This is a genomic window from Variovorax sp. P4_B11 (genome assembly GCF_056402355.1).
Genome location: NZ_JBFUHO010000041.1, coordinates 15,058 through 40,709 on the forward strand (window position 1 = coordinate 15,058; position 25,652 = coordinate 40,709).

General features: G+C 65.5%; 24 protein-coding genes and 1 pseudogene. 18 read left to right on the forward strand and 7 right to left on the reverse strand.

The window, feature by feature from the left end:
* Positions 1–9: 9 nt before the first annotated feature.
* On the forward strand, positions 10–1,575 hold the full coding sequence (locus AC1DYD_RS28265) for a bifunctional aminoglycoside phosphotransferase/ATP-binding protein (RefSeq protein ID WP_478176068.1): 1,566 nt from the start codon (positions 10–12) through the stop codon (positions 1,573–1,575).
* A gap of 27 nt (positions 1,576–1,602) precedes the next feature.
* Here AC1DYD_RS28265 and AC1DYD_RS28270 read toward each other — a convergent pair whose 3' ends face one another.
* From AC1DYD_RS28270 to AC1DYD_RS28285, 4 genes and pseudogenes are all read right to left on the reverse strand, one after another.
* On the reverse strand, positions 1,603–2,127 hold the full coding sequence (locus tag AC1DYD_RS28270) for a universal stress protein (RefSeq protein ID WP_478176069.1): 525 nt from the start codon (positions 2,125–2,127) through the stop codon (positions 1,603–1,605).
* A gap of 70 nt (positions 2,128–2,197) precedes the next feature.
* A complete protein-coding gene (locus AC1DYD_RS28275) occupies positions 2,198–2,494 on the reverse strand; it encodes an ATP-binding cassette domain-containing protein (RefSeq protein ID WP_478176117.1) in 297 nt (98 codons plus the stop codon).
* Between the two features lie 6 nt (positions 2,495–2,500).
* Positions 2,501–2,899 (reverse strand): annotated as a pseudogene (locus AC1DYD_RS28280) (NAD(P)-binding protein); the annotation flags it as partial.
* 14 nt (positions 2,900–2,913) lie between these two features.
* The gene (locus AC1DYD_RS28285; RefSeq protein ID WP_478176070.1) at positions 2,914–3,918 is read right to left on the reverse strand and encodes a Bug family tripartite tricarboxylate transporter substrate binding protein; all 1,005 of its coding nucleotides are present in this window, start codon (positions 3,916–3,918) and stop codon (positions 2,914–2,916) included.
* A 260-nt stretch (positions 3,919–4,178) separates the two neighbouring features.
* Here AC1DYD_RS28285 and AC1DYD_RS28290 point away from each other — a divergent pair, with 260 nt between their 5' ends.
* Both AC1DYD_RS28290 and AC1DYD_RS28295 read left to right on the forward strand, forming a co-directional pair.
* On the forward strand, positions 4,179–4,331 hold the full coding sequence (locus AC1DYD_RS28290) for a hypothetical protein (RefSeq protein ID WP_478176071.1): 153 nt from the start codon (positions 4,179–4,181) through the stop codon (positions 4,329–4,331).
* Entirely contained in the window at positions 4,328–6,736 is a 2,409-nt protein-coding gene (locus AC1DYD_RS28295; protein WP_478176072.1) for a beta-glucosidase, read from the forward strand. The genes AC1DYD_RS28290 and AC1DYD_RS28295 overlap by 4 nt, the downstream gene beginning before the upstream one ends.
* On the opposite strand, the gene AC1DYD_RS28300 is transcribed toward AC1DYD_RS28295, so the two are convergent.
* A complete protein-coding gene (locus AC1DYD_RS28300) occupies positions 6,733–7,785 on the reverse strand; it encodes a Gfo/Idh/MocA family protein (RefSeq protein ID WP_478176073.1) in 1,053 nt (350 codons plus the stop codon). The genes AC1DYD_RS28295 and AC1DYD_RS28300 overlap by 4 nt on opposite strands.
* A gap of 66 nt (positions 7,786–7,851) precedes the next feature.
* A complete protein-coding gene (locus AC1DYD_RS28305) occupies positions 7,852–9,336 on the reverse strand; it encodes an ROK family protein (protein ID WP_478176118.1) in 1,485 nt (494 codons plus the stop codon).
* On the opposite strand from AC1DYD_RS28305, the gene AC1DYD_RS28310 reads away from it, so the two are divergent.
* From AC1DYD_RS28310 to xylB, 9 genes are all read left to right on the forward strand, one after another.
* Positions 9,326–10,606, forward strand: coding sequence for an ABC transporter substrate-binding protein (locus tag AC1DYD_RS28310; RefSeq protein ID WP_478176074.1), 1,281 nt, complete (start codon positions 9,326–9,328; stop codon positions 10,604–10,606). The genes AC1DYD_RS28305 and AC1DYD_RS28310 overlap by 11 nt on opposite strands.
* A 64-nt stretch (positions 10,607–10,670) precedes the next feature.
* The gene (locus tag AC1DYD_RS28315) at positions 10,671–11,618 is read left to right on the forward strand and encodes a carbohydrate ABC transporter permease (RefSeq protein ID WP_478176075.1); all 948 of its coding nucleotides are present in this window, start codon (positions 10,671–10,673) and stop codon (positions 11,616–11,618) included.
* Between the two features lie 31 nt (positions 11,619–11,649).
* Positions 11,650–12,462, forward strand: coding sequence for a carbohydrate ABC transporter permease (locus AC1DYD_RS28320; protein WP_478176076.1), 813 nt, complete (start codon positions 11,650–11,652; stop codon positions 12,460–12,462).
* A 13-nt stretch (positions 12,463–12,475) separates the two neighbouring features.
* Positions 12,476–13,537: an ABC transporter ATP-binding protein gene (locus tag AC1DYD_RS28325; protein WP_478176077.1), complete on the forward strand. Its 1,062-nt coding sequence runs from the start codon at positions 12,476–12,478 to the stop codon at positions 13,535–13,537.
* 19 nt (positions 13,538–13,556) lie between these two features.
* Complete coding sequence (locus AC1DYD_RS28330) at positions 13,557–15,035, forward strand: glycoside hydrolase family 5 protein (RefSeq protein ID WP_478176078.1); 1,479 nt, start codon at positions 13,557–13,559, stop codon at positions 15,033–15,035.
* Positions 15,035–16,132 (forward strand): Gfo/Idh/MocA family protein, encoded by a 1,098-nt coding sequence (locus tag AC1DYD_RS28335; protein WP_478176079.1) that lies wholly within the window; start codon positions 15,035–15,037, stop codon positions 16,130–16,132. The genes AC1DYD_RS28330 and AC1DYD_RS28335 overlap by 1 nt, the downstream gene beginning before the upstream one ends.
* Positions 16,133–16,162: 30 nt before the next feature.
* On the forward strand, positions 16,163–16,804 hold the full coding sequence (locus AC1DYD_RS28340) for a ThuA domain-containing protein (protein WP_478176080.1): 642 nt from the start codon (positions 16,163–16,165) through the stop codon (positions 16,802–16,804).
* A 16-nt stretch (positions 16,805–16,820) separates the two neighbouring features.
* The gene (locus AC1DYD_RS28345; RefSeq protein WP_478176081.1) at positions 16,821–18,005 is read left to right on the forward strand and encodes a fumarylacetoacetate hydrolase family protein; all 1,185 of its coding nucleotides are present in this window, start codon (positions 16,821–16,823) and stop codon (positions 18,003–18,005) included.
* A gap of 31 nt (positions 18,006–18,036) precedes the next feature.
* Positions 18,037–18,801, forward strand: coding sequence for a D-xylose 1-dehydrogenase (gene xylB, locus AC1DYD_RS28350; protein ID WP_478176082.1), 765 nt, complete (start codon positions 18,037–18,039; stop codon positions 18,799–18,801).
* A 190-nt stretch (positions 18,802–18,991) separates the two neighbouring features.
* Here xylB and metC read toward each other — a convergent pair whose 3' ends face one another.
* Positions 18,992–20,098: a cystathionine beta-lyase gene (gene metC / locus AC1DYD_RS28355; RefSeq protein ID WP_478176119.1), complete on the reverse strand. Its 1,107-nt coding sequence runs from the start codon at positions 20,096–20,098 to the stop codon at positions 18,992–18,994.
* Between the two features lie 212 nt (positions 20,099–20,310).
* On the opposite strand from metC, the gene AC1DYD_RS28360 reads away from it, so the two are divergent.
* From AC1DYD_RS28360 to AC1DYD_RS28385, 6 genes are all read left to right on the forward strand, one after another.
* The gene (locus AC1DYD_RS28360; RefSeq protein WP_478176083.1) at positions 20,311–20,769 is read left to right on the forward strand and encodes an Lrp/AsnC family transcriptional regulator; all 459 of its coding nucleotides are present in this window, start codon (positions 20,311–20,313) and stop codon (positions 20,767–20,769) included.
* Positions 20,770–20,996: 227 nt separating this feature from the next.
* Complete coding sequence (locus tag AC1DYD_RS28365; protein WP_478176084.1) at positions 20,997–21,227, forward strand: hypothetical protein; 231 nt, start codon at positions 20,997–20,999, stop codon at positions 21,225–21,227.
* Between the two features lie 328 nt (positions 21,228–21,555).
* The gene (locus AC1DYD_RS28370) at positions 21,556–22,326 is read left to right on the forward strand and encodes an IclR family transcriptional regulator (protein ID WP_478176085.1); all 771 of its coding nucleotides are present in this window, start codon (positions 21,556–21,558) and stop codon (positions 22,324–22,326) included.
* Between the two features lie 9 nt (positions 22,327–22,335).
* On the forward strand, positions 22,336–23,973 hold the full coding sequence (locus tag AC1DYD_RS28375; RefSeq protein WP_478176086.1) for an OPT/YSL family transporter: 1,638 nt from the start codon (positions 22,336–22,338) through the stop codon (positions 23,971–23,973).
* Between the two features lie 25 nt (positions 23,974–23,998).
* The gene (locus tag AC1DYD_RS28380) at positions 23,999–24,934 is read left to right on the forward strand and encodes a DUF1177 domain-containing protein (RefSeq protein ID WP_478176087.1); all 936 of its coding nucleotides are present in this window, start codon (positions 23,999–24,001) and stop codon (positions 24,932–24,934) included.
* A 14-nt stretch (positions 24,935–24,948) separates the two neighbouring features.
* Positions 24,949–25,635 carry an AroM family protein gene (locus AC1DYD_RS28385; RefSeq protein WP_478176088.1) on the forward strand — a complete coding sequence of 229 codons (687 nt, stop codon included), beginning with the start codon at positions 24,949–24,951 and terminating at the stop codon, positions 25,633–25,635.
* The last annotated feature ends 17 nt before the right edge of the window (positions 25,636–25,652 follow it).

Genomic DNA, 25,652 nt, shown 5'->3' on the forward strand with positions numbered 1-25,652 from the left:
GTCGCCGACATGAAGCCTGAAACTCCCGATGCGCTCACGGCAGGCCGCTCCCTCGTGACGGCGCTGCGCGAACAACTGCAGGCCGAGACCGGCCAGCCGGTCTCGCTGGTCGAGACCCACATCTCCTGGGTGCTGCTGACCGAGCGCCTGGCCTACAAGCTGAAGAAGCCCGTGCAGTTGTCCTTCGTCGATTTCAGCACGCTGGCGGCGCGCAAGCATTTCTGCGACGAGGAGCTCCGGCTCAACCGGCGCCTCGCTCCCGCGCTCTACCTCGACGTCGTCGCGGTGCGCGGCAGTCCCGATGCGCCGCGCCTCGACGGCGGCGGCGAACCGATCGAGTACGCCGTGCGCATGCGGCGCTTTCCGGAAGACTGCCTGCTGCGCAACCTGTTGCTCACCGGGAAGCTGCAGGCGCCGCAGCTGTCGCGTTTTGCCGACCGGCTCGCCGCATTCCACGCGCAAGCCGAGGTCGCCCCGCTGTTCTCCGAGTTCGGCGCGCCGGAACAGGTGGTGCGCCCGATGCGCGAAGCGCTGGCGGGACTGCCCGCTGAATGCGGCGCCGAGCGGCTCCAGTCGCTGCTGGCCTGGATCGCCGAGCGTTCCGAGTCGCTGCGCACCGCATGGCTCGAACGCCAGCGCCAGCGGGCGGTACGCGAATGCCATGGCGATCTTCACCTGGCCAACGTGGTGCTCGTCGAAGACCAGTTGATCGCCTTCGACTGCATCGAGTTCGACCCCGCGCTGCGCTGGATCGATGTCATGAACGACGTCGCCTTCTTGACCATGGACCTGAAGGCCCACGGGCGCGCCGACCTGGCGTATCGCTTCCTCGACGCCTATCTGCAGCAGGGCGGCGACTATGCCGGCCTGGCGGTGCTGCGTGCCTACGAGGTGTATCGGGCCCTGGTCCGGGCCCGGGTCGGCGTGCTGCGGGCGCAGGCGCTGGGCGACGGCTTGCAACCCTCCGGGCCCGACTATCTCGGCTGTGCCGAGGCGCTCGCCGCGCCGAATGCCGCGCCGGCGCCTCGCCTGCTGATCACGCACGGACTGTCCGGATCGGGAAAGTCCACCGTTGCCCGGGAACTGCTTGCGCTCGCAGGCGCGGTCCGCATTCGATCCGACGTCGAACGCAAGCGGCTGTTCGGACTGGCGCCCCTGCAGCGATCGGCCGAGCAGTCGGTGGACATCTACACCCCGGAGGCGACGCGGCGCACCTTCGACCGGCTGGCTGCGTGCGCGCGCACGGCGCTGCAGTCGGGCTATCCGGTGATCGTCGATGCCGCCTTTCTGCGACGCGACGAGCGGATGGCCTTCCGGGCGCTGGCCGCCGAACTGCGCGTGCCTTTCTCGATTCTCCATTGCCAGGCCGCCGACGCCCAACTACGGCGCCGCGTGGCGGCTCGCGGCGCCGGCCGCAGCGACGCCTCGGAGGCGGATCTGGCGGTGCTGGAGCGTCAGCTCGCCAGCCACGAGCCCCTGGACGGCGACGAACGCGCCATCACGCTGGATGTCGACACCGAAGCGACGCTGGACGCTGCGGCGCTGCGGGCCCGATGGCTCGCCCGCAGCCGATGAGACCCGCGACGCGGGCGGGCCACGGGGCTACTCGAAGGACAGGGCGGCCGAGGGCAGGCTCACGTTCTCCGCCTGCGCCGGCTCGGGCTTCGCCGTCGTCGGGGCCTCGACAGCGCGCACCAGCAACACCGGAACCGTCGCATAGCGCAGCACGTTCTCGGCGCTGCTGCCCATCACCAGGCGGCCGACGCCGCGGCGGCCGTGCGTGCCCAGCACGATCAGGTCGGCGGGCCAGCTGGCGGCTTCGGCCGTGACCTGCTCGTGGACGGTGCCGGAGAACTTGTCGCACAACACCGTGTCGGCTTCGACGCCGGCGGCCTTCGCGGCGGCCTGGCCCTCGTCGAGCAGGCGGCGGCCGGCCTTGCGAAGCTCGTCGAGCCAGTCGCCGGCGAAGCCCGCGTAGGCATCCATGGCCAGCGCGAAGGAGAGTTCATCGATGACGTGGAACAGCCGCAGCCGGCCCTGGGTGATCTTCGCGAGGGCGATGGCCTCGTCCAGCCCGCGCTGCGAGGTCGCACTGCCGTCGACGGGAACAAGAATTCGCTGATACATGAAATGCTCCTTGGGATGGATGCCGTCAGTATCGGAATGCGCAAGCACGGCGTCTTGACGTGGCGCAAACCTAGGCGTTCGCATGACCCCCGAGGTAGGCGGCGCCCATTGACGGCTCGTCCATCGGCAGCAGCTTCGGCCGGCTCATGAGCGCCCGGGCGATGCAGAGCATTTGCTGCTCGCCGCCGGCCACCACCTCGGCGCCCAGCGCATCGGGCCGCAGCGTGAGTTCGGCCGAGAACTTGACGATGGCCTTCTCGCGCTCGCTGGTGCCGGCCGTGGCGGGGTCTTCGAAGACCTGTTCGATCAGGTCGCTGCGCTTGGCCAACTGCTCGAAGCGCTGCGCATGGACCGAGGTGCAGTACACGCAGCCGTCGAGCCGGGCCCATTCATCGGCGCCGAACTGCGCCTCGAACCAGGCGCGGAAGGTCAGCGCCGGCAGGCCCAGCGCCGGGCCGGTCAGCTCCTTCGGCGAGCGCAAGGTCTCCATGCGCGCGGTGGTGGCCCAGGGGCCTTCGAAGTCGAGCGGCGCGCGGTCGAACACGAGCGCGTGGATGCCGTGCTGGGCCAGCGCGGCGGCCGCTGCAAGGCCGGCCTGGCCGGCGCCGACGATGGCGACGTCGAGGACCGGCACGCCGTGCTCGGCGCCTTGCTGCGGCATCCAGTCGCGTGCCGGCCATCCAAGGCATTCGAGGTCCTTGGCCAGGCGCTGCTCGAGTGCGGCCAATCCGCCTGGGACGGCCTCGGGGTTGTGGCGGGTTTCCGGGGACATGGGCGTACTTGCGTTCAGTCCAGGCTGATGTTGGCGGCCTTCGCGACCTCGGCCCATTTCACCCGGTTCTCGTGCACCGTCTTCTTGAACTGTGCCGGCGTTTCGATCCGGACCGTGTTGCCCTGTGCCTCGAACTTCTCTCGCAGTTCGGGCTGCTCGAGCACGGACTTCACGGCCGCGCTGAGCTTGTCGACGATCTTCGGGTCGGTGCCCTTGGGCGCGAACACGGCGAACCAGATCGAGCTGTCGAATCCCTGGGTGCCGGGCAGGCCGCTCGAAGCGATGGTCGGCACTTCCTTGACGGCGGCGACCGGCGTCGCCGTCGTCACGCCGAGCAGGCGGACCTTGCCGGCCTTGTACTGCGGCAGCACCGTCTGGACCTGGTTCATGATGCAGCAGGTCTCGCCCTTGACCACCGAGCTGATCGCCTCCGGGCCGCCCTTGTACGGCACGTGCGTCATCTGCAGCCCGAGGCGCGAGTTGAATTCCGCGAAGGCCATGTGCGTGCCGGCGCCGTTGCCCGTGGAGGCGTAGTTGTACTTGCCGGGGTTGGCCTTCACGAGCGCGACGAACTCCTTCAGGGTCGTCACGTTGATCACGTCCGGATTGATCGTGAGCACGTTCGACACATCCAGCACCGGCGCCACGGCGACGAAGTCGCTCTCGACGTCGAAGGGCAGCTTCTTGTAGAGCGCCGCGTTGCTGCCGTGGGTGGCCGCCGTGCCGAAGGCCAGCGTGTAGCCGTCGGCCTTGGCGCGCGCCACGTACTCGCTGGCGATGTTGCCGGCGGCGCCCGACTTGTAGTCGATGATGATCGGCTGGCCCAGTTGCCTGGCCAGCGGCTCCTGGATGGCGCGCGCCACCACGTCGACACCGGAGCCCGCGGGGAAGCCCATGATCATGGTGATCGGCTTGGCGGGCCATTCTTCCGCTGCGGCAGGCGCGGCGTGGATGGCGAGCGACAGGGCAGCCGAAAGAAGGGCCGCGCCGGCGCGGCGGGAAATCAATGAAGAGGACATGCGATCCTTGGCGGAAGGAGATGACTTGTCGAGGCAATGTCTATGCCAAGTAGTAATTTATGGGCGGATGGACGGAGATCTATAAATATAAGTTTTCGCCATATGCGGATACCGAGGAAAGATATTCTGAGCAGGTCGGGGTGCCTGTCCGTGCGCGAACAAGCTTTGCCTTACCGGGTCGCAATGCTGTCGGAAACGGCTGAACATTTCAGTGCTCCCTCAGGGGAGCCAACGTTAACGATCCGGGTCAAAATACGCCGATGAAGATCTTGTGGAACGTCAACGATGACCCGGGCGAGCTGAACGACCTCGCCGGTACCGAGCTGGAAGTCGAGTACGCACGCAAGTTGAGCGCGGCCCTGGAAACGATTGAGGCTCCCGACGATCAGCCGATCCGGCTCGGTCTGACGTGACCCCGTCCACCATTTCCGCAGACGCGCCCTACAAGAACGCCGCCTTGTCCGTGGCGACTCGTGTGGCCGACCTCATCGCGCGCATGACCGTGGCCGAAAAGGTCGCGCAGCTGCACGGCTACTGGCTGTTCCTCGACGAGCACGGAGAGCACCGCGTGCGGCCCGGCCCCGCGTTTCTCGGCTCCAGCGATGAAGCGACGCTAAAGCACCGCCTCGCACTCGGCGTCGGCCAGATCACCCGGCCGCTCGGAACGCGCAGTGTCGACCCGATCACCGGCCTGCGGGCGCTCAATGCGCTGCAGCGGCACCTTAGGAACGAAACGCGGCTCGGCATCCCCGCCATCTCGCACGAAGAGTGCCTGGTCGGCCTGATGACCCGCGACGGCACGCTGTTCCCTTCGGCGCTAGCGCTGTCCGCGACCTGGAATCCGGAACTCGTCGAAGCGGTCGCCGCAGCCACGGGTGCCGAATGTCGGGCGGTCGGCTGCCAGCAGGGGTTGGCCCCGGTGCTGGACGTGTCGCGGGACGTGCGCTGGGGGCGCACGGAGGAAACCTTCGGCGAAGACCCGTACCTGGTGGGCCTCATGGGAGCCGCCTACGTGCGCGGCCTGCAAGGGCCCGACCGCGGCGTGCTGGCGACGCTGAAGCACTATGTCGGCCATTCCTTCAGCGAGGGCGCGCGCAACCACGCGCCGGTCAACGTCGGCTGGCGCACGTTGAACGACGTCTTCCTGCTCCCGTTCGAGATGGCCGTGAGGCTTGCCGGCGCCGGCTCGGTGATGCCCGCTTATCACGACATCGATGGCGAGCCGTGCCACGCCTCGCGGCATCTGCTCACCGAGGTGCTGCGCGACCGCTGGGGATTCGACGGCCTGGTGGTCGCCGACTATGGTGGCGTGAGCCTCCTGTACCAGCACCACGCGGTGGCCCGGGACGCCGCGGAGGCTGCTGCCATGGCCTTCGGGGCGGGTCTCGACATGGAATTGCCCGGCGACGACTGCGCGCAGCAGGTGACGACCGCGATCGGGCGCGGCATCTTCAGCGCCGCGCAGCTGGACACCGTGGTGTCGCGTGTGCTCGAACACAAGTTTCGACTCGGCCTGTTCGAGCGCAGCTTCGACGACCCGGTCGAGGCCCCCGCTCTGCGCGCGCCTGCCGCTGTCGAAGTCGCGCTCGAAGCCGCGCGGCAGGCCATCGTCGTGCTCGAGGATCGCGCCGGCATCCTGCCCGTGGACCCCGCACGTGCGCCGCGCATCGCGCTCATTGGCCCCACCGCCGATGATCCGCTCGCCCTGCTGTCCGCGTACAGCTACCCGGCCCATGTCGTGATGCATGACGGGCAGGAAAGTACAGCCCATATCGTGACCCCGCGCGCCGCGCTCGAAGCCCTCTATGGCGCCGATCGCGTCGTCCATGAGCGCGGCTGCAGCATCATCGAGCAGCGCCGCGCAGGCGCGCCGATGTTCCCGGGCGACCTGGGTAGTGGGCGGGAGCTGCAGCAGTCACCCGTGTCGCAGCGCACGGACGATATCGCCGCGGCGGCCGAGGCGGCCCGCGGCGCCGAGGTGGCCATCGTGTGCGTCGGCGACCTGGCGGGCATGTTCCAGACCGGGACCGTGGGCGAGGGCTGCGATACGGACACCTTGGCGCTGCCGGGAGTCCAGCAACAGCTGCTCGAAGCGGTGGTGGCCACCGGCACGCCGACGATTGCGGTGCTGATGAGCGGACGTCCGTACGACCTCGGCGGAATGGAGGCGAAACTCGCCGCCTACGTGATGGCCTTCGCCGGCGGCCAGCAGGGCGGCACGGCACTGGCCGACGTGCTGGCGGGCCGCGTTCCCCCCTCGGGACGGCTCACGGTCTCGGTGCCGAAGAGCGCGGGCGCGATGCCGTACTTCTACAACCACAAGTTGAAAAGCGCCGGAACGCCGATCGCCTTTCACTTCGGCAGCCGCTATCCCTTCGGGCACGGGCGCGCATTGACCAGCTTCGAGTACCGCGGGCTCGAGCTCACCGCCAGCGTGGAAAGCACGGGAGAAGTCGTCCTCGCTTTCGAAGTCATCAACACCGGCGCACGCCGCGGCATCGAGGTGCCGCAACTCTACGTGCGCGATCGCCATGCGAGCGTGGTACGGCCGCTGCTGGAGCTCAAGGCGTTTGCGCGCATCGACCTCGTGCCGGGTGCAGCGGCACGCGTGACATGGCGGGTGCCCGTGGACATGCTGAGTTTCACCGGGCCGGACGGCGAACGGGTCGTCGAGCCGGGGTGGTTCGACTGCGCGGTCGGCGCGTCGAGCGCCGACATCCGCCTGCGCGGCAGCGTCGAGGTCACCGGCGCAGCGCGCACGGTGCCGCGCGACTGGCGCATGACAAGTACATCCCAGGTTGCGTACCTGGTGCCTTAAGGCCTCAGTTCAACGATCTGCCTTTCCCTTGCACTTCTTGCGAGGGCTTCCAGCGTCGCCGCGTTGTCCAGGCTGGCCTCGGCCGCTCGGGCGACGGCGTCGAAGTCGCGCTCCGCGATGACCTTTGCGAATGCCTCCGCGGCGAAGCGAAAGCCGCTCCCGACGCCAGCCCCGATGTCTTCGAACGGAATCGTCTGAGCCGTCCCGCGACGGATGCGCAGTGGGCTGGAAAGATAGCCAAAAGGCGGAGCACCGGACGGCGAGCCCGTATGGTTCAGGAATTCGGTGGTGATGACGCCTTGCGTGCCGACGATGTGGGCCAGTCGGTGACTCGCCGTATCCATCGCACAGGAAAGCTGGGCGCGACCGCCATCGGCGTAGTACAGGGTGGCCGTCAGGCCCATGTCGACGCCAGTCCCGGCCCATTCGGCATCGGCTTGCACGCGCTGCGGCGCGCAACCCATGACCAGTCGGATCAGGCTCAGCGGATAGCAGCCGGCGTCGAGCAATGCACCGCCGCCGAGTTCCGCATTCATCCGGATGTTGCCTTGCGGATTCGCCAGACTGAATCCGAAGCTCGCCTGGATCGAGCGCACCGTGCCGATCGCGCCCGCGCGCAGCAAGTCGAGCAGTGCGCCGGTCTGCGGCTGAAAGTAGTAGGGATACGCCTCAAGCAGCATGACGCCGTGCCGCTTTGCGGCATCGAACATGGCCCGTGCTTCGTCGCGATTCAGCGCCAGGGGCTTCTCGCACAACGCGTGCTTGCCGGCCTCTGCGGCCTTGATGGCCCATTCGGCATGCAGGCTGTTTGGCAGCGGCACGTACACCGTGTCGATCTCGGGGTCGGACAGCAAGGCCTCGTAGCTGTCGTGGTGTCGGTCAATGCCTTGGGCCAATGCGAAGGCCGCTGCGGTATCCGCGTTGCGACTCGCCACGGCGACGACGCGCGCCTGCTGGCTCGGCGCCACGTCACGCGAGAACTGCCTGGCGATGTTGGCGCAACCCAGGATGCCGATGCGCAAGGGTGGATGAGGGCGGGCAGGGTTCATGAGATCGGCAAATCTTCAATTAATTCGCCGATCGAACCAATTAGGGTTTAACCCTGACCGAGACCCCTACGCGCCCTGGGCAGACGACGGGGTCGGAACGTATTGCGAGTGGAGGGCAGGCTGGTGGGGATTGAGCATCGCGTGCAGGACATAAGCGGCCCCGCCAACGGCGGTGGCCAGGTCGGAGTAGCGCGCTGTTCTCACCATGGGCGCCGTCAGGCCGGCCCTCTCTGCGTACCGGGCAAGTACCTCGGTTGCCGCATCGAGAAGGGTGTCACCGCCGAGGGTCACCGTCTCCCCGCCCAGTACGATCACCTGCGGGTTGAAGGTGGTCCAGGCGTTCTGCAGCAGCACGCCCAGCATGGCGCCCGCTCGCGCGAAAGCGCTCCGGGCCGCTGGATCGCGAGCGCTCATGCGCGCTCTCAGCGCGCGCCGGTCGATCGCGCCGTCCTGAAAGCAACCCGCTGCGGCTGCGATCGCCTTGAGCCCGATGTACGCCTCTGCGCAACCGAGGCGACCGCACGAGCAGGGCAGCCCGTCGATCACAAGGGTCGTATGGCCGATTTCGCCTGCTGAACCGCTGGCGCCCGTGAACAGCGCGTGGTTGAGGATGATGCCTGCGCCGACGCCAACGCCACAACTGACGTAGACCAGGGGATCGTCGACCGGTCTCTCGCAAAACTCGATCTCACCGACCGCGGCCAGGTCGGCTTCGTTGTGATAGTAGACCGGCACGTCCGCCAGGCCTGCCCGTGTGAGTTCCGCGCCAAAGCGACGGCCAATCTCGACATGGCGCCAGCCGATGTTCGGCGCAAATTCCAGCATGCCGGAACGCTTGTCTACCGGCCCGTGCAGTCCGACGCCGATGCCCAGGAGGCGCGCGCCTGCGCGTGTCATCTTCGCGGAGAGCGCGGTGGCCATCTCGACGAGTTGGTGGCAGGCTTGATCCGGATCCTTGGATCGCAACGCTGCCTGGCTCGACTCGAGTATTTCCCCATGGATCGAGGTCGCCACGACCCGGACGACGTCGGGTCCAAGGTCGACGCCGAGCAAGACCATGTTCTTGCCATCGAGCCTCAAAGGCGTGGGCCGCCGTCCGACGGTACCGGTCACGAATGCATCCGCCTCGACCAGCCACCCTTCATCGATGAGTTCCTTGATGAGCAGGCTGACCGTCGATCGCGTCAAGCCGCTGCGCTCGGACAGGCCGGCGCGCGAGATGCCGGCGTGTTCGCGCAGCAGGCGAAGCATGGCAATGCGATTGATGTTCTTGACGAGAGCCTGATCTCCCGTGACTGGCGTTGGCGTGTGCATTGGCTCCTTCGGCGCGCTCGTTCGTTTTATGGCTGCTGGTCGAACTAATGGTCTCACATTTCGATTTTCCAGATGTGTCATGGCGATCCTTGGAGCCGATGGCGCGGCGAGCCAAGCCGAAAGCGTGGCGTCGACTTCGAAAATCTGCACCATCGGCGTATTCCCTAGTGACGTCATCAGCGGCGGATGGCACATTTGTTTGGCCATCAAACAAATAGGAGACACGATGAGAAGCATCAAGTTGGTTTCTTCTGCGGTGCTCGCCGCGGGGATGTGCCTGTCCTCTGCCGGTGTCCTGGCCGCCGACATGACCGTTCGTCTGCTCCACGTGGACCAGAACCCCGAGACCGGCGCCTTCTACAACGACGTCGCACGCCGCTTCGAATCGACGCACCCCGGTGTCAAGGTCGAGATCCAGTACCTCGAGAACGAGTCGTACAAGAAGAAGCTGACCACGCTGCTGCAATCACCCGACCGGCCCAACATCCTGTACAGCTGGGGTGGCGGAACCATGCGCGACCAGATCAAGGCCGGGGTGGTCGAGGACCTCTCGGCGCCGATGGACGCGAAGTGGCGCGAGAGCTTCATGCCGGCTGCGCTGCAGGCCTTTACCGTCAACGGCAAGGTCTACGGGGTGCCGCTGCAGCTGGGCCAGGTCGGGTTCTTCTACAACAAGGACCTCTTTGCCAAGGCCGGCGTGGACGCCGGGTCGATCAAGACCTGGGACGACCTGCTCGGCGCCGTGAAGAAGATCAAGGACTCGGGAAGCACGCCGATCATCGTCGGCGGCGGGGACAAGTGGCCGCTGCACTTCTACTGGTCGCATCTGGCATTGCGACTCGGAGGCAAGGCTGCCTTCGACGCTGCCATGCAAGGCGAGGGTAAGGGCTTTGCGAGCGACACCTTCGTCCAGGCGGGCACCTTGTTCCAGCAGCTGACCGACCTGAAGCCCTTCCAGCCGGGCTACCTCGGCGCCACGTTTCCCCAGTCGTCGGGCCAGTTCGGCGACGGCAAGGGCGCCATGGTGCTCCAGCTGAACGCGATGCTCGGCTCGATGAAGGCGAACTCCGCGAACAAGCTCGGCATTCCCGAGGACAAGCTGGGATGGTTTCCGTTCCCGGTCGTCGCGGGGGGCAAGGGCGACCCGAGCGACACCTTGGGCGGAATGAATGGCTGGCTCGTCACCAAGGGCTCTCCGAAGGAGGCCGTCGAATTCCTGCGCTTCTTCTCGGAGGCAAAGAATCAACGGGTGCCCGCTGAACGCGGCTCCTACATCCCCGTGGTGATTGGAACGCAGGATGCCATCGCCAACCCCATTCTTCGCCAATTGGCAGGCAACGTTTCGAAGTCCCCCTACCACCAGATCTATTACGACCAGATGCTTGGCCCGTCGGTTGGTGCGGTGGTCAACGACGTGTCGGTCGAACTCGCCACGGGGAAGATGAAGCCGGCGGATGCAGCGGCTGCGGTACAAGCCGCCTGGCAGCGCGCCAACAGCACCAACTGAACGACCCACGCGACCCCGACTCAGGCGCCGGCATTCGATGCGCGTAGACAGGGAAGGAGCCATCGTGACGACGATCGATCACAGTGCAGGTGCCGTGGCGCCCGCCCTAACGGGCAGGTCGCGGGCCTGGCGTCGCAAGCCATCCAAGCGAATCGGCGGAACAACGGCCGTGGTGCTGTTCTTTCTTCCGCCGGCGATCTTGTTGTTCACCCTGTTCGTCGCCTTGCCGATGGGGGCCGCCGGTTGGTACAGCTTCTTCAACTGGAACGGCTATGGCGTGCCCACGAATTTCGTCGGCTTGCGAAATTTCGTGGACCTCTTCCGCAATCCTGCGTTCCACACGGCCCTCGGCAACAACCTGCTGATCATCGTGGGGTCGCTGGCCGTGCAGTTGCCATTGGCGCTGGCAATGGCGGTATTGCTTGCCGACCGGGTGATCGGCACGACCACGTTCAGGTTGATCTTCTTTCTGCCGTACATCCTGGCGGAGATCGCGGCCGGCCTGATCTGGCGCTTTGTCTACGACGGCGACTACGGCTTGCTGGCCAAGATCTGGGAATCGTTCGGAGCGACGGCGCCTTATGTGCTGTCCGAACCCGAGATCGCCATGTACGCCATCCTGGTGGTCGTGATCTGGAAGTACTTCGGCTTCCACATGATCCTGTACATCGCCGGATTGCAGCAGATCGATCGCAGCCTGTACGAGGCCGCTCGCATCGACGGCGCGTCCCGCTGGCAGATCTTCAGCCGGATCACGGTTCCGTTGCTCGGCTCGACGATCAGGCTGTCGGTGTTCTTCGCGATCCTGGGGTCGATCCAGCTGTTCGATCTCATCATGCCGCTGACCAAGGGCGGTCCGTCCGACAGCACGCAGACCATGGTGACCTTCCTCTACAACTACGGTGTCACCCGCATGGAGATCGGATTCGGCAGTGCAGTCGGCGTTGTCCTGTTCCTGATCTGCGTGGTCTTCGCCTTTGGCTACAAGCGGGTTCTGATGCGCCATGACTAGTCACGATACATCCGCGCCGAAGTCGGCGTCCATGTCGCCGGTCGTTCGCTACGCAGCGCTATTCTTCGTTGCCGGCCTGGTGCTGATCCCACTGGTCGCTACCATCCTGGGCGGATTCAAGACCCTCGGAGACCTGCGCGTCAATCCCTTCGGGATTCCGGCGCAATGGGAGTGGCGAAACTACTGGGACATCCTGGGCGGGAGCCGCTACTGGCAATTGATGGGGAATTCCGCGGTGATCGCGTTGCTGACGGTCGTGCTGACGGTGATGGTCTCGGCGATGGCCGCATTCGTGTTCGTGCACGTTCAGTTCTTCGGCTCGACCTTCCTCATCAACTACCTTCTTCTCGGATTGATGTTCCCCGCGGCGACCGCGATCCTGCCGTTGTTCATCCAGATCCGGGACCTGGGCCTGCTCGACAACTACTGGGGCGTCGTGCTGCCCCAAGTGGCCTTCGGCCTGGCGTCGAGCATCCTGCTGTTCCGCAATTACTTCAAGCAACTTCCGGCGGAGTTGTTCGAGGCGGCATTGATCGACGGCTGCGGCTACTTCAGGTTCTTCTGGCACATCGTGCTGCCTCTGTCGAGACCCATCCTGGCGACGGTGTCGGTGATCGTCTTCGTGCACAGCTGGAATTCCTACCTGCTGCCCTTGGTGGTCTTCAACCGCGAGACGCTCTACACCTGGCCTCTGGGAATCATGGCGTACCAGGGCGAGTTCTCGACCGACTGGAACCTGGTGCTGGCATTCATCACGCTCACGATCCTTCCGGCCGTGGTCATGTTCTTTGCCGCCCAGAAGCACATCGTCGCCGGCCTGACCTCCGGCTCTGTAAAAGGCTGAGAAGGATCGATCCATGTCTTCGGTGAGTATCAGGAAAGTCCAGAAGGACTATGGCCCGGTGCCCGTCATTCGCGGCGTCGATGTCGAGATCGACGACGGCGAGTTCGTGATCCTCGTCGGCCCCTCCGGCTGCGGCAAGTCGACGCTGCTGCGGATGATCGCCGGGCTGGAGGATATTTCGGGCGGCGAGATCCGCATCGGCGAGCGGGTCGTCAACGACCTCGCGCCCAAGGAGCGCGACATCGCGATGGTGTTCCAGAGCTACGCGCTCTATCCGCACATGACGGTCGAGCAGAACATGGCTTTCTCGCTCAAGATGGGTGGCGCCAAGAAGAGCGAGATCGACCCGAAAGTCGCGCGTGCGGCGAAGATCCTCAGTCTCGAGCCGCTTCTGGGTCGCCTGCCGAAGGAACTCTCCGGTGGCCAGCGTCAGCGCGTCGCGATGGGCCGGGCGATCGTTCGCGACCCCAAGGTGTTCCTGTTCGACGAGCCGCTGTCCAACCTCGACGCCAAGCTTCGGGTGCAGATGCGCACCGAGATCAAGGCGCTGCATCAGCGCCTGGGAACCACCATCGTCTACGTGACGCACGACCAGGTCGAGGCCATGACGATGGCCGACAAGATCGTGGTGCTGCATGACGGCGTCGTCGAGCAGGTGGGCGCCCCTCTCGACCTGTACGACCGTCCGAGCAACCTGTTCGTTGCCGGCTTCATCGGCAGTCCCGCGATGAACCTCCTCAAGGGGAAGGTGGAGCGAGAGGGCTTCGTGGTCGATGGATCCGGTGGCCTGACCTTGCCCTTCTCGAACGCGCCGACAGCGACGCCGGGACTGCCGGCGGTCTATGGCATCCGGCCCGAGCACTTCGTGCTCGACGACGCGGGCTTCCCGATCACGGTGGAGGTGGTCGAGCCGACCGGATCCGAAACCCAGGTGATGGCGCAGATCGGTGGACAGGCGATCTGCGCTGTGTTCCGCGAGCGCATCACCGCCGGGCCCGGCGAAATCATCCGCATTGCCGCACGGAAAGAACACGCGCATCTGTTCGATGCGGCGACCGAACAACGAATCAACTGATGCAACAGGAGCAGGACAAATGGATTTTCTGAGCGTAAAGGCCAACCAGATCGTCGATGCCCGAGGCAAGAGCGTGCGCCTCCGGGGCACCTGTGTCGGCGGCTGGATGAACATGGAGGACTTCATCAACGGGTTCGCCGGCGCGGAGCACACGCTGCGCTTCGAGATGGCGGAGGTCCTGGGGAAGTCGAAGGCCGAATTCTTCTTCGAGCGATTCCACGACCACTTCTTCAATGAGTCAGACATCGAGTACCTCAAGAGCCTTGGCACCACCGTGGTCAGGCTCCCGCTGAACTACAGGCACTTCGAGGACGACAACAAGCCCTTCGTCTACAAGGAAGCCGGCTTCCAGCGGCTGACGCAGGTGCTCCGGTGGTGCGAGAAGCACGGCCTCTACGCCATCCTCGACCTGCACGCCGTCCAGGGCTGGCAGAACGTGCATTGGCATTCGGACAATGCCAACAGGCACAGCCTGTTCTGGAACCACGCGCACTACCAGGACCGGTTCATCGCCCTGTGGAAGGAGATTGCCAGGCGCTACAAGGACGAGGCCGTCGTCGCGGGATTCAACCTGATGAACGAGCCCTGCGTGAACAACCAGTTCGGCGACCTGCCCTGGAACATCCACAAGAACTACCGTCCGGACTGGGACTTGATGAACGCCGTCTATCGGAGGGCCGTCGACGCGGTGCGGGAGATCGATTCCAGGCACATCATCTTTCTCGAGGGCGATCGCTACTCCTACCTCTTCGATGGCCTGGAGGCCCCCTTCGCGGACAACCTCGTCTACAGCAGCCACAACTACACCATCGCGGGCTTCGGCCCGGGCCAGTATCCCGGAACGATCGATGCGGGACAGTCCCGAAGCTATGGCCCCGAGCACTGGGACCTGGCGAGGCAAGAGACGGAGTTCACGAACCACGAAGGCACCGTGTTCACGAAGAAGCACGGCACTCCCTTGTGGGTCGGCGAGTTCGGATCGGTCTACAACGGCGGCCTGGAATCGGTGCCCGACCGCCTGCGTGCCATGGACGACCAGATCGGCATTTTCGAGCGCCATGGCGCGCACTGGACCACCTGGACTTACAAGGACGTCGGCGTGATGGGGCTGGTGACCCTCGACCCCGAGTCGGAGTACCGGCAGCGGGTCGGCGACTTCATCCGGAAGAAGGAGCAATTGGGCGCCGACGACTGGATGGTGTGGATGCCCCAGACGCCGGTCAAGCAGGAAACCGGAAAACTGGCGCAGCAGATCTACGACGTCATCGGCGACGACAACATCACCAGGAACTACAACCGCAAGTGCTTCAGCTCGGCGGTGCTCTGCTTCTACACCAGCGCCCTGATGCAGCAGACCTACGCCCGCCTGTTCAAGGACTTGTCCGAATCGCAGATCGATCGGGTCCTCTCTTCGTTTTCTCTGAAGCGGTGCAAGGTGAACAACGAGCTCGCCGGCATCGTGAAGAAGTATTCCGCCTTCGCGGTGCAGGATCGCTGATGGACAAGGTTGGTATCGGCTTCATCGGCTGCGGAAACATCAGCGAGGCCTACCTGAAGGCCGCAACGAAGTTCCCCATGCTCGATATCCGGGGCGTCGCCGACCTGAAGCCGGAGGCGGCACAAGCGCGTGCCTCGCAGTTCGGTCTCAAGGCTGTTTCGGTCGATGCGCTTTTGCGCGACCCTGCGGTCGAGATCATCGTCAACCTGACGATCCCGGCGGCACACGTCGAAGTCGGCCTCATGGCGATCGCCGCCGGAAAGCACGTCCATTCCGAGAAGCCATTGGGCCTTACGACAGCCCACGCACGAACGCTGCTCGAAGCCGCCGACAGACGCGGCCTTCGCGTCGGCTGTGCGCCCGACACCTTCCTCGGTGGCGCGCACCAGACCTGCCGCAAGCTCGTCGACGAAGGCGCCATCGGCAAGCCGGTGGCGGGCACGGCGACTTTCATGTGTCCGGGTCACGAGCGTTGGCATCCGAACCCTGCCTTCTACTACGCCGAGGGCGGCGGGCCGATGCTCGACATGGGGCCGTACTACATCACGGCGCTGGTCAACCTGATCGGACCCGTCGCGCGCGTTTCAGGTTCGACCTCGCGTGTGCGCAGCGAGCGCCTCATCACCAGCGAACCGCTCAAGGGCATCAAGATCGACGTCGAAGTAGCCACCCATGTCGCGGGCACGATGGAATTCGCTTCAGGTGCCATCGTTTCGATCGCGACCAGCTTCGACGTGCCGAAGCACCGGCATGTGCCCATCGAGCTCTACGGCACCGAGGCCAGCATGATCGTGCCGGATCCGAATTACTTCGGCGGCACGATCCAGCTCGCCCAGGCCGGGCAGGAGTGGGCCGACCAGCCCATCGGACACGCTTACGGAGACGGGAACTACCGAAGCATCGGAGTCGCCGACATGGCGCATGCCATCCGCGCCAATCGTCCGCATCGTGCGTCGGGCGAACTGGCTCTTCATGTTCTTGAAGTGATGGAGGCGTTCGAGACCTCATCGCGACTCGGTCGCCATGTGAGCATCGAGACCCGGCCCGAGCGGCCGGACATATTGCCGACTGCGTTCTCGGCCGGCGGCCTCGGCTGAACTCATCAGTGAATTGAAAAGGTAGCTCAAATGCGTGAAGCCATGATTGTGTGGGGCGGCTGGAGTGGGCACGAGCCGGACCAGGGCGCGAAGATCGTCTCGGACATGTTGACAGGGCACGGCTTCAAGGTCCGTGTCGAGACCTCGACGACGGCGTTTGCGGACCCGGCCATCGCGGACCTGAGCCTGATCGTTCCGATCATCACGATGGCCAAGATCGAAAAGGACGAACTCGCCAACCTGACCCGAGCCGTCCGCGAAGGCGTCGGCCTCGCCGGCTTTCATGGCGGCATGGGCGATGCCTTTCGCGAGGCGGTCGACTACCAGTTCATGACGGGAGGCCAATGGGTGGCCCATCCCGGCAACGTCATCGACTTCCGCGTGAACATCGTCAAGCCGGACGATCCGGTGACGAAGGGCATTGGCGACTTCGACTACCACTCGGAGCAGTACTACATGCACGTCGACCCGTCGAACGAGGTGCTGGCCACGACGACCTTCACCGGCGAGCATGCGCCATGGATCGAAGGCGTGGTGATGCCGGTGGTGTGGAAGCGCCGGCACGGGCAGGGGCGGGTGTTCTATAGCGCGCTCGGCCATGTCGCCAAGGAGTTCGAGGTGCCGCAGATGCGCACGATCCTCGAGCGCGGCATGCTCTGGGCGGCGCGCTGACACCACGGATCTTCGAATGCAATCGACTTTCACTTCCTCGCTTCTTCCCGTTGACGCTTCCAGCGCCTTGCTGGTCGGACGCGTCTGGCGTGCAGCCAAGATCAATGGTCCCTGTGTCGTCGTCGTTCGCGCGGGGCAGGCCCTTGACATCACCGCTTCGGCGCCCACGCTGTCGGATCTGCTCGAGCGCGAAGACCTTCTTGATTTCGTTCGCACCTGTCCGGGTGATCCCCTGGGCGATGCCGCCGGTTGGTTGGACAAGTCGATGGGTGCCGCGAAGGAAGCGGGCGCCGAGAGAGTCCTGGCCCCGTGCGACCTGCAGGCCATCAAGGCATGTGGCGTCACCTTTGCCGTGAGCCTGCTGGAGCGCGTCATCGAGGAGCAGGCCGGTGGCGATGCCGCCAGAGCCGCGCAGATTCGGGCCGACATGCAGCGCACCATCGGGTCGGACCTGTCGGCCATGCGACCCGGCTCGCCCGAAGCCGAGGCGCTCAAGCGTGAACTCATGCGCCAGGGCAACTGGTCGCAGTACATGGAGGTTGGCATCGGCCCGGACGCCGAAGTGTTCTCGAAGGCGCAACCCATGTCGGCGGCCGGATTCGGCGCGGACGTCGGATTGCACCCGAGCTCGTCGTGGAACAACCCCGAGCCCGAGATTGTGCTGGCGGTCAACAGCCGCTCGCAGATCGTTGGCGCGACGCTGGGCAACGATGTCAATCTTCGGGACATTGAAGGCCGCAGTGCCCTGTTGCTGGGCAAGGCCAAGGACAACAACGGCTCCTGCGCCATCGGACCGTTCCTGCGTCTGTTCGACGAGAACTTCACGCTGGACACGATCCGCACGGCCACCGTGAGCCTGATCATTGAAGGGCAGGAGGACGACTTCAGGCTGGAAGGATCCAGCCGCATGGCCGAGATCAGTCGCGACCCCGCAGATCTGGTGCAGCAGACATGCGGTCGGCACCATCAGTATCCGGACGGCTTTCTCCTGTTCCTCGGCACGATGTTCTCCCCCATCCAGGACCGGGGGGTCGAAGGCAAAGGTTTCACCCACCGCCTCGGGGACCGCGTGACGATCTCCACGCCGTCGCTGGGCGCGTTGATCAATCATGTGCAACGCTCCGACGCCATCGCGCCCTGGACCTTCGGGGTCCGGGCGCTCTACCGGAACCTGTCCTCCCGCGGCATTGCCGTCTCCTGAGGCGCGACAAGATCAATAAAAGGACCCATCCATGTCTGCCATCTATCCGAGTCTCGCCGGCAAGCGAGTCGTCATCACCGGCGGCGCCTCCGGCATCGGCGCGGTCATGGTCGAGGCCTTCGCTCGGCAAGGCGCCAAGGTGTTCTTCCTAGACATTGCCGACTCGGACGGCCGTGCGCTGCAATCGAAACTCGGCGACGCCACGCACCCGCCTGTCTTTCACCGGTGCGATCTGACCGAAATCCAGGACGTCGAGGCGACATTCGCGGCGATCGAGGCATCGGCTGGGCCGGTCAACGTCCTCATCAACAATGCGGCAAATGACGACCGGCACGAGATTGGCGCCGTCACGATGGACTACTGGGACCAACGGATCGCCGTCAACTTGCGGCACCAGTTCTTCTGCGCACAAGCCGTCTCGAGCGGAATGCGTGCAGCGGGTGGAGGAGTGATCCTGAATCTCGGCTCCATCTCCTGGCACCTCGCGCTGGCCAATTTGTCGATCTACATGACCGCCAAGGCGGGCATCGAGGGACTGACCAAGGGATTGGCACGCGATCTGGGCGGATTCAACGTCCGCGTCAACTGCATTGTTCCAGGCGCCGTGCGCACACCCCGTCAGATGAAGCTGTGGCAATCGCCCGAAAGTGAGGCGAAGGTCGTGGCGGCGCAGTGTCTGCAGCAGCGAATCGACCCTGTGCATGTTGCAGCGATGGCGCTCTTTCTCGCGTCGGACGATGCAGCCCGATGCTCAGGGCGCGAATACTACGTGGATGCAGGCTGGTACGGCGGATGAACCGACGACCTGCGCACCGTCTTCGTGACGACCGTCGATTGGCAAAGCGTGTGCGTGACGACCGGCGGCCGGACGGCCGGCTACTGAAATTTGACTGAAGCTTAGGGCGATTGACTGAAAAGTTCAAAGAGTTCCTACAGCTGCTGCGACAGATAATTCTCCGGACCCGTTCGCCTCGGCTGCCGGGGCGTCAGAGGTGGTGCTGCATCCGGTCGAGCGCCGACTGCATGTCGCGCACCAGGTCGTTGCAGGATTCCAGCCCTGCATGGATGCGCAGCAGCGGTCCTTCGAGCGTCCAGGGGCGAACGGCGCGCGTGGGTGCGTCGACCGGCAGCGCAAGGCTTTCGTAGCCGCCCCACGACAGCCCGATGCCGAACAGTTCCAGGCTGTCGAAGAAGACACCCAGCGCTGCGCGGCCGACGGGCTGCAGCGCCACCCCGAAGAGTCCGCTCGCGCCCTTGAAGTCGCGGCGCCACAGCGCATGGCCGGCGTCGCCCGGCAGGGCCGGGTGCAGCACCTTCGCCACCATCGGGTGGCGGGCCATGCTTTCGGCCAGCAGCACGCCGTTTTCCCAGTGGCGGTGCAGGCGCACCGACAGGCTGCGCAGGCCACGCAGCGCGAGGTAGAGATCGTCCGGGCCGGCGGTCTGGCCGAAGTCGTGCGCGCTGCGCTGAAGCAGCGCCCAGGCGCGCTCGTTGGCGGTCGCGGCGCCGAGCAGCGCGTCGGAGTGCCCGACGATGTACTTGGTCGCGGCCTGGACCGAGATGTCCACGCCGTGCGCGAAGGGCTTGAAAAAGAGCGGGCTGGCCCAGGTGTTGTCCAGGACCACGAAGGCATCGACCTTGTGGGCTTCGTGCGCGATGGCGGGGATGTCCTGCACCTCGAAGGTGGCCGAGCCCGGCGATTCGACGAACACCACGCGCGTGTTCGGCCGGATCTGGTGGCGGATCTCGGCGCCCGCGAGCGGGTCGAAGAACTCCACCGCGATGCCGAAGTTCGTGAGCACGTGGGTCGCGAAGCTGCGCGTCGGGCCGTAGACGCTGTCGCTGATCAGCGCGTGGTCGCCGGGCTTGAGCAGTGCCAGCAGGCTGTGCGTGCAGGCGGCCAGGCCGGAGGGAAAGACGATCGAGCGATACCCGCCTTCGAGTTCGGCGAGCGCGGTTTCGAGTGCGCGGGTGGTCGGCGTGCCGAAGCGCCCATAGGACGCGTAGGGGTTGCCCGGCAGCTTGCGCGATTCCCATTCGGTGAGGGAATTCGACAGGATGGTCGAGCCGCGGAACACCGGCGTGTTCACCATGCCGCCGTGGCTGGACGGATCGCGGCCGGCGCGTACCAGATGGGTTTCGGAATCAAAGGAAGTCAACGGACCGGTCTTTCAGGAGGGAAGCGAAGGCGATGCTCCAGTCTAGAAAGGAAGCAGTGGTTTCTTTTGCTGAAATTTGCCTCTTCGATCCATATGCAAGCAAAATATTACTCAATCACCATTCAATATTGGATTTGGATACCCCGATGGACAGAATCGACAAGGCGATCCTCGAACTGCTGCAGGTCAACGCGAGTGCCTCCCTGCAGGAGGTCAGCGAACAGGTGAGTCTGTCGGCCACGCCCTGCTGGCGCCGCATCCAGCGGCTCGAGCGCGAGGGTTACATCCGCCAGCGGGTGGCGCTGCTCGACCCCGACAAGCTCAACGTGGGCGTGACCGTGTTCGTGGCCATCCGCACCAGCAATCACAACGAGAAGTGGTTCAAGCGCTTCAGCAGCGTGGTGGCGGCCATTCCGCAAATCGTCGAGTTCTATCGCATGAGCGGCGACACCGACTACCTGCTGCGGGTGGTGGTGCCGGACATCAAGGCCTACGACGCGGTCTACAAGCGGATGATCCGCGAGATCGAGCTGTCGGATGTGAGTTCGAGCTTCGCGATGGAGCAGATCAAGTACACGACCGCGTTGCCGCTGGACTACGCATGAACGGCCAGGCGACACCATGCAGATCAAGTGGCTTGAAGCTTCAGCACACCGTCGCGCACGACAGGCTGGTTCGACGGCGAGCCGGTCACCGGGGACGGCCGGGTCCCCGCGCCGGGATCCGRCCGGCCTTGGCAAGGCTTTATCGCGACTTGTGAACTTTGTCACGCTAGATGGTAGTACTTAGAGGTTACAAAATGTACTTTCTAAGTACCTTGGTACTACTATTCATGCATCGGATCACCAAGGACAAGAAGCGCATGAACACGTACCCGACCGTCAGCCAGGCCACTGGCGTTGCCCGAACGCTGAGCAAGCACCTGTCGTGCACGATCGTCGTCTATCGCACGCCGCAGGCGAAGTTCGTGACCGCGCGCACCACCGACCGGGTCGCGGGGAGCATTGAAAGCATCTATCGCAACGGCTACTGCACGCCGACGCTGCTGAGCGGCTCGCGCTGAAAGAACTCGACTCCCTCGGCTCCACGCAGCCGAACGGTTCATGCCTCCTTCGGGAGGCTTTTTTTTGGCTGCAAAGGCGCTTGCCGCCGGAGCCGCCAGCACGTGCTGCCGCCGGGACGGCGGCTGCACCCGTTCTTGATGCGCCGTTCCGGTGCATTGGCACCATTTGGAGCGAGAGCCTGGTGACGGCGCAAGGCCTGCCGGCGCCTTCATGCGGCTACGTGCCGCCCTACGGCAGGCAAAAAATCTAGAACTTGCGCGCCATGGCACAGATCATGCACTATTGAGTCATATTATGGCACAAGGTTCCATTTTTTGGAACTCGTTCATGGCATCACTCGAAAGCGCCGGCGTCATCCTCCGGCTGATCAACAAGCTGAAGCGCCAGGTCACCGTGACCGACCTCGTCGATCACCTGGCGATGCCCAAGAGTTCGGCGTCGCGCCTGCTGCGGCAGATGGCCGACGAAGGTTTCCTGGAGCGCGATCCGCTGACCCGCGCTTTCGGCCCGGCGCTGATGATCCTGGAGCTGTCGCGCCTGGTGCGCTCGACCACCCAGCTGTTCCCGCTGCTGCAGAAGGCGCTGCAGGGCCTGTGCCTGCGCAGCGGCCACACGGGCTACCTCTCGGTGCTCGACGGCACCGAGGTGCTGGTGCTGTTCGTGCAGTCGGGCACCCATCCGCTGCAACTCATGACCTACCCCGGCCACCGAGCGCCAGCCTGGGCCACCTCCACCGGGCGCGCGCTGCTGGCGTTGGAAACGGACGATGCGGTGCGCCAACGTTTCCAGGGTGCATTGCCCGCGGTCTCCCACAATGCGCCGGCCGACGTGGACGCGCTGATCGCCCGCCTGGCCGAGGTGCGCATCCGGCACTACGCCGATGCGCTCAACGAATCCATTCCGGGCGTCGGTTCGGTGAGCTGCGCGGTGAGCGACTCCACCACCCGCGAACGGCTCGCGTTCTGCCTTTCGTTTCCCAGCGCCGACGCCGATGCCGCCAGCATCCAGGCGCTGGCGCTGGATCTCATGACCGAGGCCGCCGCCATCGGTCGCCTCGTCGGGGACCCGTCATGGGCTCGGCATTCCAACCACCGGTAAGAGGTTCCCATGTCCACGCCGTCCCCATCCAGCGTTCCGTTCAGCGCCGCCAGCCCGGCGGCACGCTTCACGCCGCAGTCCCATCCGCATGCGCTGTCCGGCGCCAACCTGGTGCTGCTGGCGCTGCTCAGCGTCTTCGGCGCGGTCATCGGCATCCAGTTGCTGGTGACGCTCGGTGTGACGCCCAACACCTCCATCATCGGCGCGCTGGTGGCGATGATCCTGGCGCGCATTCCGCTGCAGATGATGAGCGGATACCGATCGGTGCATTTCCAGAACCTCGCGCAGAGCGCGATCTCCGCGGCCACCTTCGGCGCGGCCAACAGCCTGCTGCTGCCGATCGCCATTCCCTTCCTCATGGGCCGGCCCGACCTGGTGCTGCCGATGTTCCTCGGCGTTTCGGCGGCCATGCTGCTCGACGGCTACCTGCTGTATCGCATGTTCAACACCAAGATCTTCCCGGCCTCGGGCGCCTGGCCTCCGGGCGTGGCTGCGGCCGAGGCCATCAAGGCCGGCGACAAGGGCGGCAGGCAGGCGGCGCTGCTCGGCGCGGGGATGCTGGTCGGCGCGGTGGGCTCGTGGTTCAAGATACCGATGTCCGCTTTCGGCACGGCCTTCATCGGCAACATCTGGGCGCTGAGCATGTTCGGCGTGGGCCTGCTGCTGCGCGGCTATGCGCAGCCGCTGTTCGGCTACGACATCAACAAGGCCTACATCCCGCACGGCATGATGATCGGTGCCGGCCTGGTGGCGCTGTTCCAGGTCGGCATGGTGCTGATGAAGAAGACGGCCAAGGCCGAAGCCGAGGCGACGGAAGAAAACCTCGCCAGCCGCAGCGTCGGCCAGACCCTGCGCCTGGGCGGCCTCGCGTACATCCTGCTCGCGGCCGGCGTCTCGCTGCTCGGAGGCCTGTACGCCGACATGTCGACCGGCATGCTGATCGCCTTCATCCTCTATGCCGCGTTCGCGGCCTTCGTGCACGAGCTGATCGTCGGCATCGCCGCCATGCACTCGGGCTGGTTCCCTGCCTTCGCCGTGGCGCTGATCACCTTGCTGCTGGGCCTGCTGGTGGGCTTTCCGGTCACGGCGCTGGCGGTGCTGTGCGGCTTCTCGGTGGCCACCGGCCCGGCCTTCGCCGACATGGGCTACGACCTCAAGGCCGGCTTCATCCTGCGCGGCCACGGCGCCGACCCGGCGTTCGAACTCGAAGGCCGCAAGCAGCAGCTGATCGCCGCGATGCTGGCCTTCGTGATCGCCATTCCGGTGGTCTACATCGCGCACGGCATCTACTTCGCCCAGGGCCTGGTGCCGCCGGTGGCCAAGGTGTATGTGGCCACCATCAACGCCGGCGCGGTGCCGGGCATCGCGCAGTCGCTGTTCCTTTGGGCCATCCCCGGCGCGCTGATCCAGCTGATCGGCGGACCGAAGCGCCAGCTCGGCGTGCTGCTGTCCACCGGCCTGCTGATCGCCAACCCGATGGCCGGCTGGGCCGTGGCGGTGGGCATCGCACTGCGTGTGCTGCTCGAGAAATTCGGCGGCGCAAAGGTCCGCGGCTACATGGAAGTGTTCGCCGGCGGCGTGATCGCGGGCGATGCGCTGTTCAGCTTCTTCAACGCCACCCTCACCGCCAGGTTCGGCAAGAAATAACCCCCCCAAAAAAGGAAACACACCCATGAGCCTCGCTCAGACATTGCAGGTCTTCGAAGCCCTCGACACGGCGCATGCCAGCGGCCGGACCGTCGTGAAGCTGCTCGCCGCCTACGACAACGTGAGAGTCACGGTCACCCGGATCAGCGGCCAGAAAGGTTCGACCGATTTCGTGCGCATCGTGATCCCCGGCAGCGCCGGCAAGCTGGCCGGCGGCCCCGCACCCACGCTCGGCATCGTCGGCCGCCTCGGCGGCGTCGGCGCGCGGCCCACGCGCATCGGTCTGGTGTCGGACGCCGATGGCGCGGTGGCTGCGGTCGCGGCGGCGCTGAAGCTGGCCCACATGCAGACCCAGGGCGACATGCTGCCCGGCGACGTGGTCGTGGCGACCCACATCTGCCCCGACGCGCCTACGCGGCCGCACGAGCCGGTGGATTTCATGGATTCGCCGGTCGACACCGAGGACATGAACGCGCAGGAAGTCAGCGCCGAGATGGACGCCGTGTTGTCCATCGACACCACCAAGGGCAACCGCATCGTCAACCACAAGGGCTGCGCGATCTCGCCCACGGTGAAGGAGGGCTACATCCTGCGCCTGTCCGAGGATCTGCTGCGCATCATGGAAATGAGCTCGGGCCGGCCGGCGGTGACTTTCCCGATCACCACCCAGGACATCACGCCCTACGGCAACGGCGTGTATCACCTGAACAGCATCCTGCAGCCGTCGATCGCCACTGCGGCGCCGACGGTGGGCGTCGCCATCACCACCGAAAGCGTGGTGCCGGGCTGCGGCACCGGCGCGAGCCACGAGACCGACATCGCGCTGGCCGTCAAGTTCGCGGTCGAAGTGGCGAAGGAGTTCACGCGCGGCACCTGCCGCTTCTTCGACGCGGACGAATACGCGCTGCTGCAGAAGCTGTACGGATCGCTCGCCCATCTGCAACGCCGCCAGCCGGCCTGATCCGGACGATCGCCATGACCCGCGTCACCACCCTCGGCACACTGACCATCGGCCAGGCGCCACGGCCCGACATCACGCCGATCCTGGCGCAGCACTTGTCCCCCTATGCGCAATGCATCCACGCCGGCTTGCTGGACGGCCTCTCGCGCGCCGACATCGAGCGCCTTTACGCGCCCGAGCCCGCCCAGGCCACCCTGATCACGCGGCTGCTCGACGGCACTTCGGTGGTGGTCAGCAAGCCCAAGGTGCTGGGGCTGATGAACCGCAAGATCGCCGCGCTGCGCGCGCAGGGCTGCGGCTTCATCCTGCTGCTGTGCACCGGCGCCTTCGACGGCCTGGTGTGCGACGGTGCCTGGCTCATCGAGCCCGACCTGATCGTTTCGCCCAGCGTGGCGGCGATGACCGGCGACCGGCAGGTCGGCATCGTGGTGCCGCTGCAGTCGCAGGTCGCCTCGGAAGCCCACAAGTGGCGGGCGCTGAAACGCGAACCGATCTGCGCCGTGGCGTCGCCGTATGCGGCCGAGACCGAATCGCTGGCGCAGGCCGCGCGCGACCTGCAGGCGCAGGGCGCAGAGCTGCTGGTGATGGACTGCATGGGCTTCGTCGAAGCGCATCGCGAGCTGGCGGCGAGTGCCTCGGGCCTGCCGGTGATTCTGTCCAATGCGCTGATCGCACGCCTGACGGCGGAGCTGCTGTCCTGAGCTGTCGAGAATCACCC

Bases quoted from the DNA above. Each gene is read 5' to 3' on its own strand.
- xylB (WP_478176082.1), top strand. From the start codon at position 18,037: ATGTCTGCCATCTATCCGAGTCTCGCCGGCAAGCGAGTCGTCATCACC.
- AC1DYD_RS28345 (WP_478176081.1), top strand. From the start codon at position 16,821: ATGCAATCGACTTTCACTTCCTCGCTTCTTCCCGTTGACGCTTCCAGC.
- AC1DYD_RS28300 (WP_478176073.1), bottom strand. From the start codon at position 7,785: ATGAACCCTGCCCGCCCTCATCCACCCTTGCGCATCGGCATCCTGGGT.
- AC1DYD_RS28290 (WP_478176071.1), top strand. From the start codon at position 4,179: ATGAAGATCTTGTGGAACGTCAACGATGACCCGGGCGAGCTGAACGAC.
- AC1DYD_RS28325 (WP_478176077.1), top strand. From the start codon at position 12,476: ATGTCTTCGGTGAGTATCAGGAAAGTCCAGAAGGACTATGGCCCGGTG.
- metC (WP_478176119.1), bottom strand. From the start codon at position 20,098: ATGGTGAACACGCCGGTGTTCCGCGGCTCGACCATCCTGTCGAATTCC.
- AC1DYD_RS28365 (WP_478176084.1), top strand. From the start codon at position 20,997: ATGCATCGGATCACCAAGGACAAGAAGCGCATGAACACGTACCCGACC.
- AC1DYD_RS28380 (WP_478176087.1), top strand. From the start codon at position 23,999: ATGAGCCTCGCTCAGACATTGCAGGTCTTCGAAGCCCTCGACACGGCG.
- AC1DYD_RS28285 (WP_478176070.1), bottom strand. From the start codon at position 3,918: ATGTCCTCTTCATTGATTTCCCGCCGCGCCGGCGCGGCCCTTCTTTCG.
- AC1DYD_RS28310 (WP_478176074.1), top strand. From the start codon at position 9,326: ATGAGAAGCATCAAGTTGGTTTCTTCTGCGGTGCTCGCCGCGGGGATG.
- AC1DYD_RS28375 (WP_478176086.1), top strand. From the start codon at position 22,336: ATGTCCACGCCGTCCCCATCCAGCGTTCCGTTCAGCGCCGCCAGCCCG.
- AC1DYD_RS28320 (WP_478176076.1), top strand. From the start codon at position 11,650: ATGTCGCCGGTCGTTCGCTACGCAGCGCTATTCTTCGTTGCCGGCCTG.
- AC1DYD_RS28385 (WP_478176088.1), top strand. From the start codon at position 24,949: ATGACCCGCGTCACCACCCTCGGCACACTGACCATCGGCCAGGCGCCA.
- AC1DYD_RS28330 (WP_478176078.1), top strand. From the start codon at position 13,557: ATGGATTTTCTGAGCGTAAAGGCCAACCAGATCGTCGATGCCCGAGGC.
- AC1DYD_RS28270 (WP_478176069.1), bottom strand. From the start codon at position 2,127: ATGTATCAGCGAATTCTTGTTCCCGTCGACGGCAGTGCGACCTCGCAG.
- AC1DYD_RS28360 (WP_478176083.1), top strand. From the start codon at position 20,311: ATGGACAGAATCGACAAGGCGATCCTCGAACTGCTGCAGGTCAACGCG.
- AC1DYD_RS28265 (WP_478176068.1), top strand. From the start codon at position 10: ATGAAGCCTGAAACTCCCGATGCGCTCACGGCAGGCCGCTCCCTCGTG.
- AC1DYD_RS28370 (WP_478176085.1), top strand. From the start codon at position 21,556: ATGGCATCACTCGAAAGCGCCGGCGTCATCCTCCGGCTGATCAACAAG.
- AC1DYD_RS28340 (WP_478176080.1), top strand. From the start codon at position 16,163: ATGCGTGAAGCCATGATTGTGTGGGGCGGCTGGAGTGGGCACGAGCCG.
- AC1DYD_RS28305 (WP_478176118.1), bottom strand. From the start codon at position 9,336: ATGCTTCTCATCGTGTCTCCTATTTGTTTGATGGCCAAACAAATGTGC.
- AC1DYD_RS28335 (WP_478176079.1), top strand. From the start codon at position 15,035: ATGGACAAGGTTGGTATCGGCTTCATCGGCTGCGGAAACATCAGCGAG.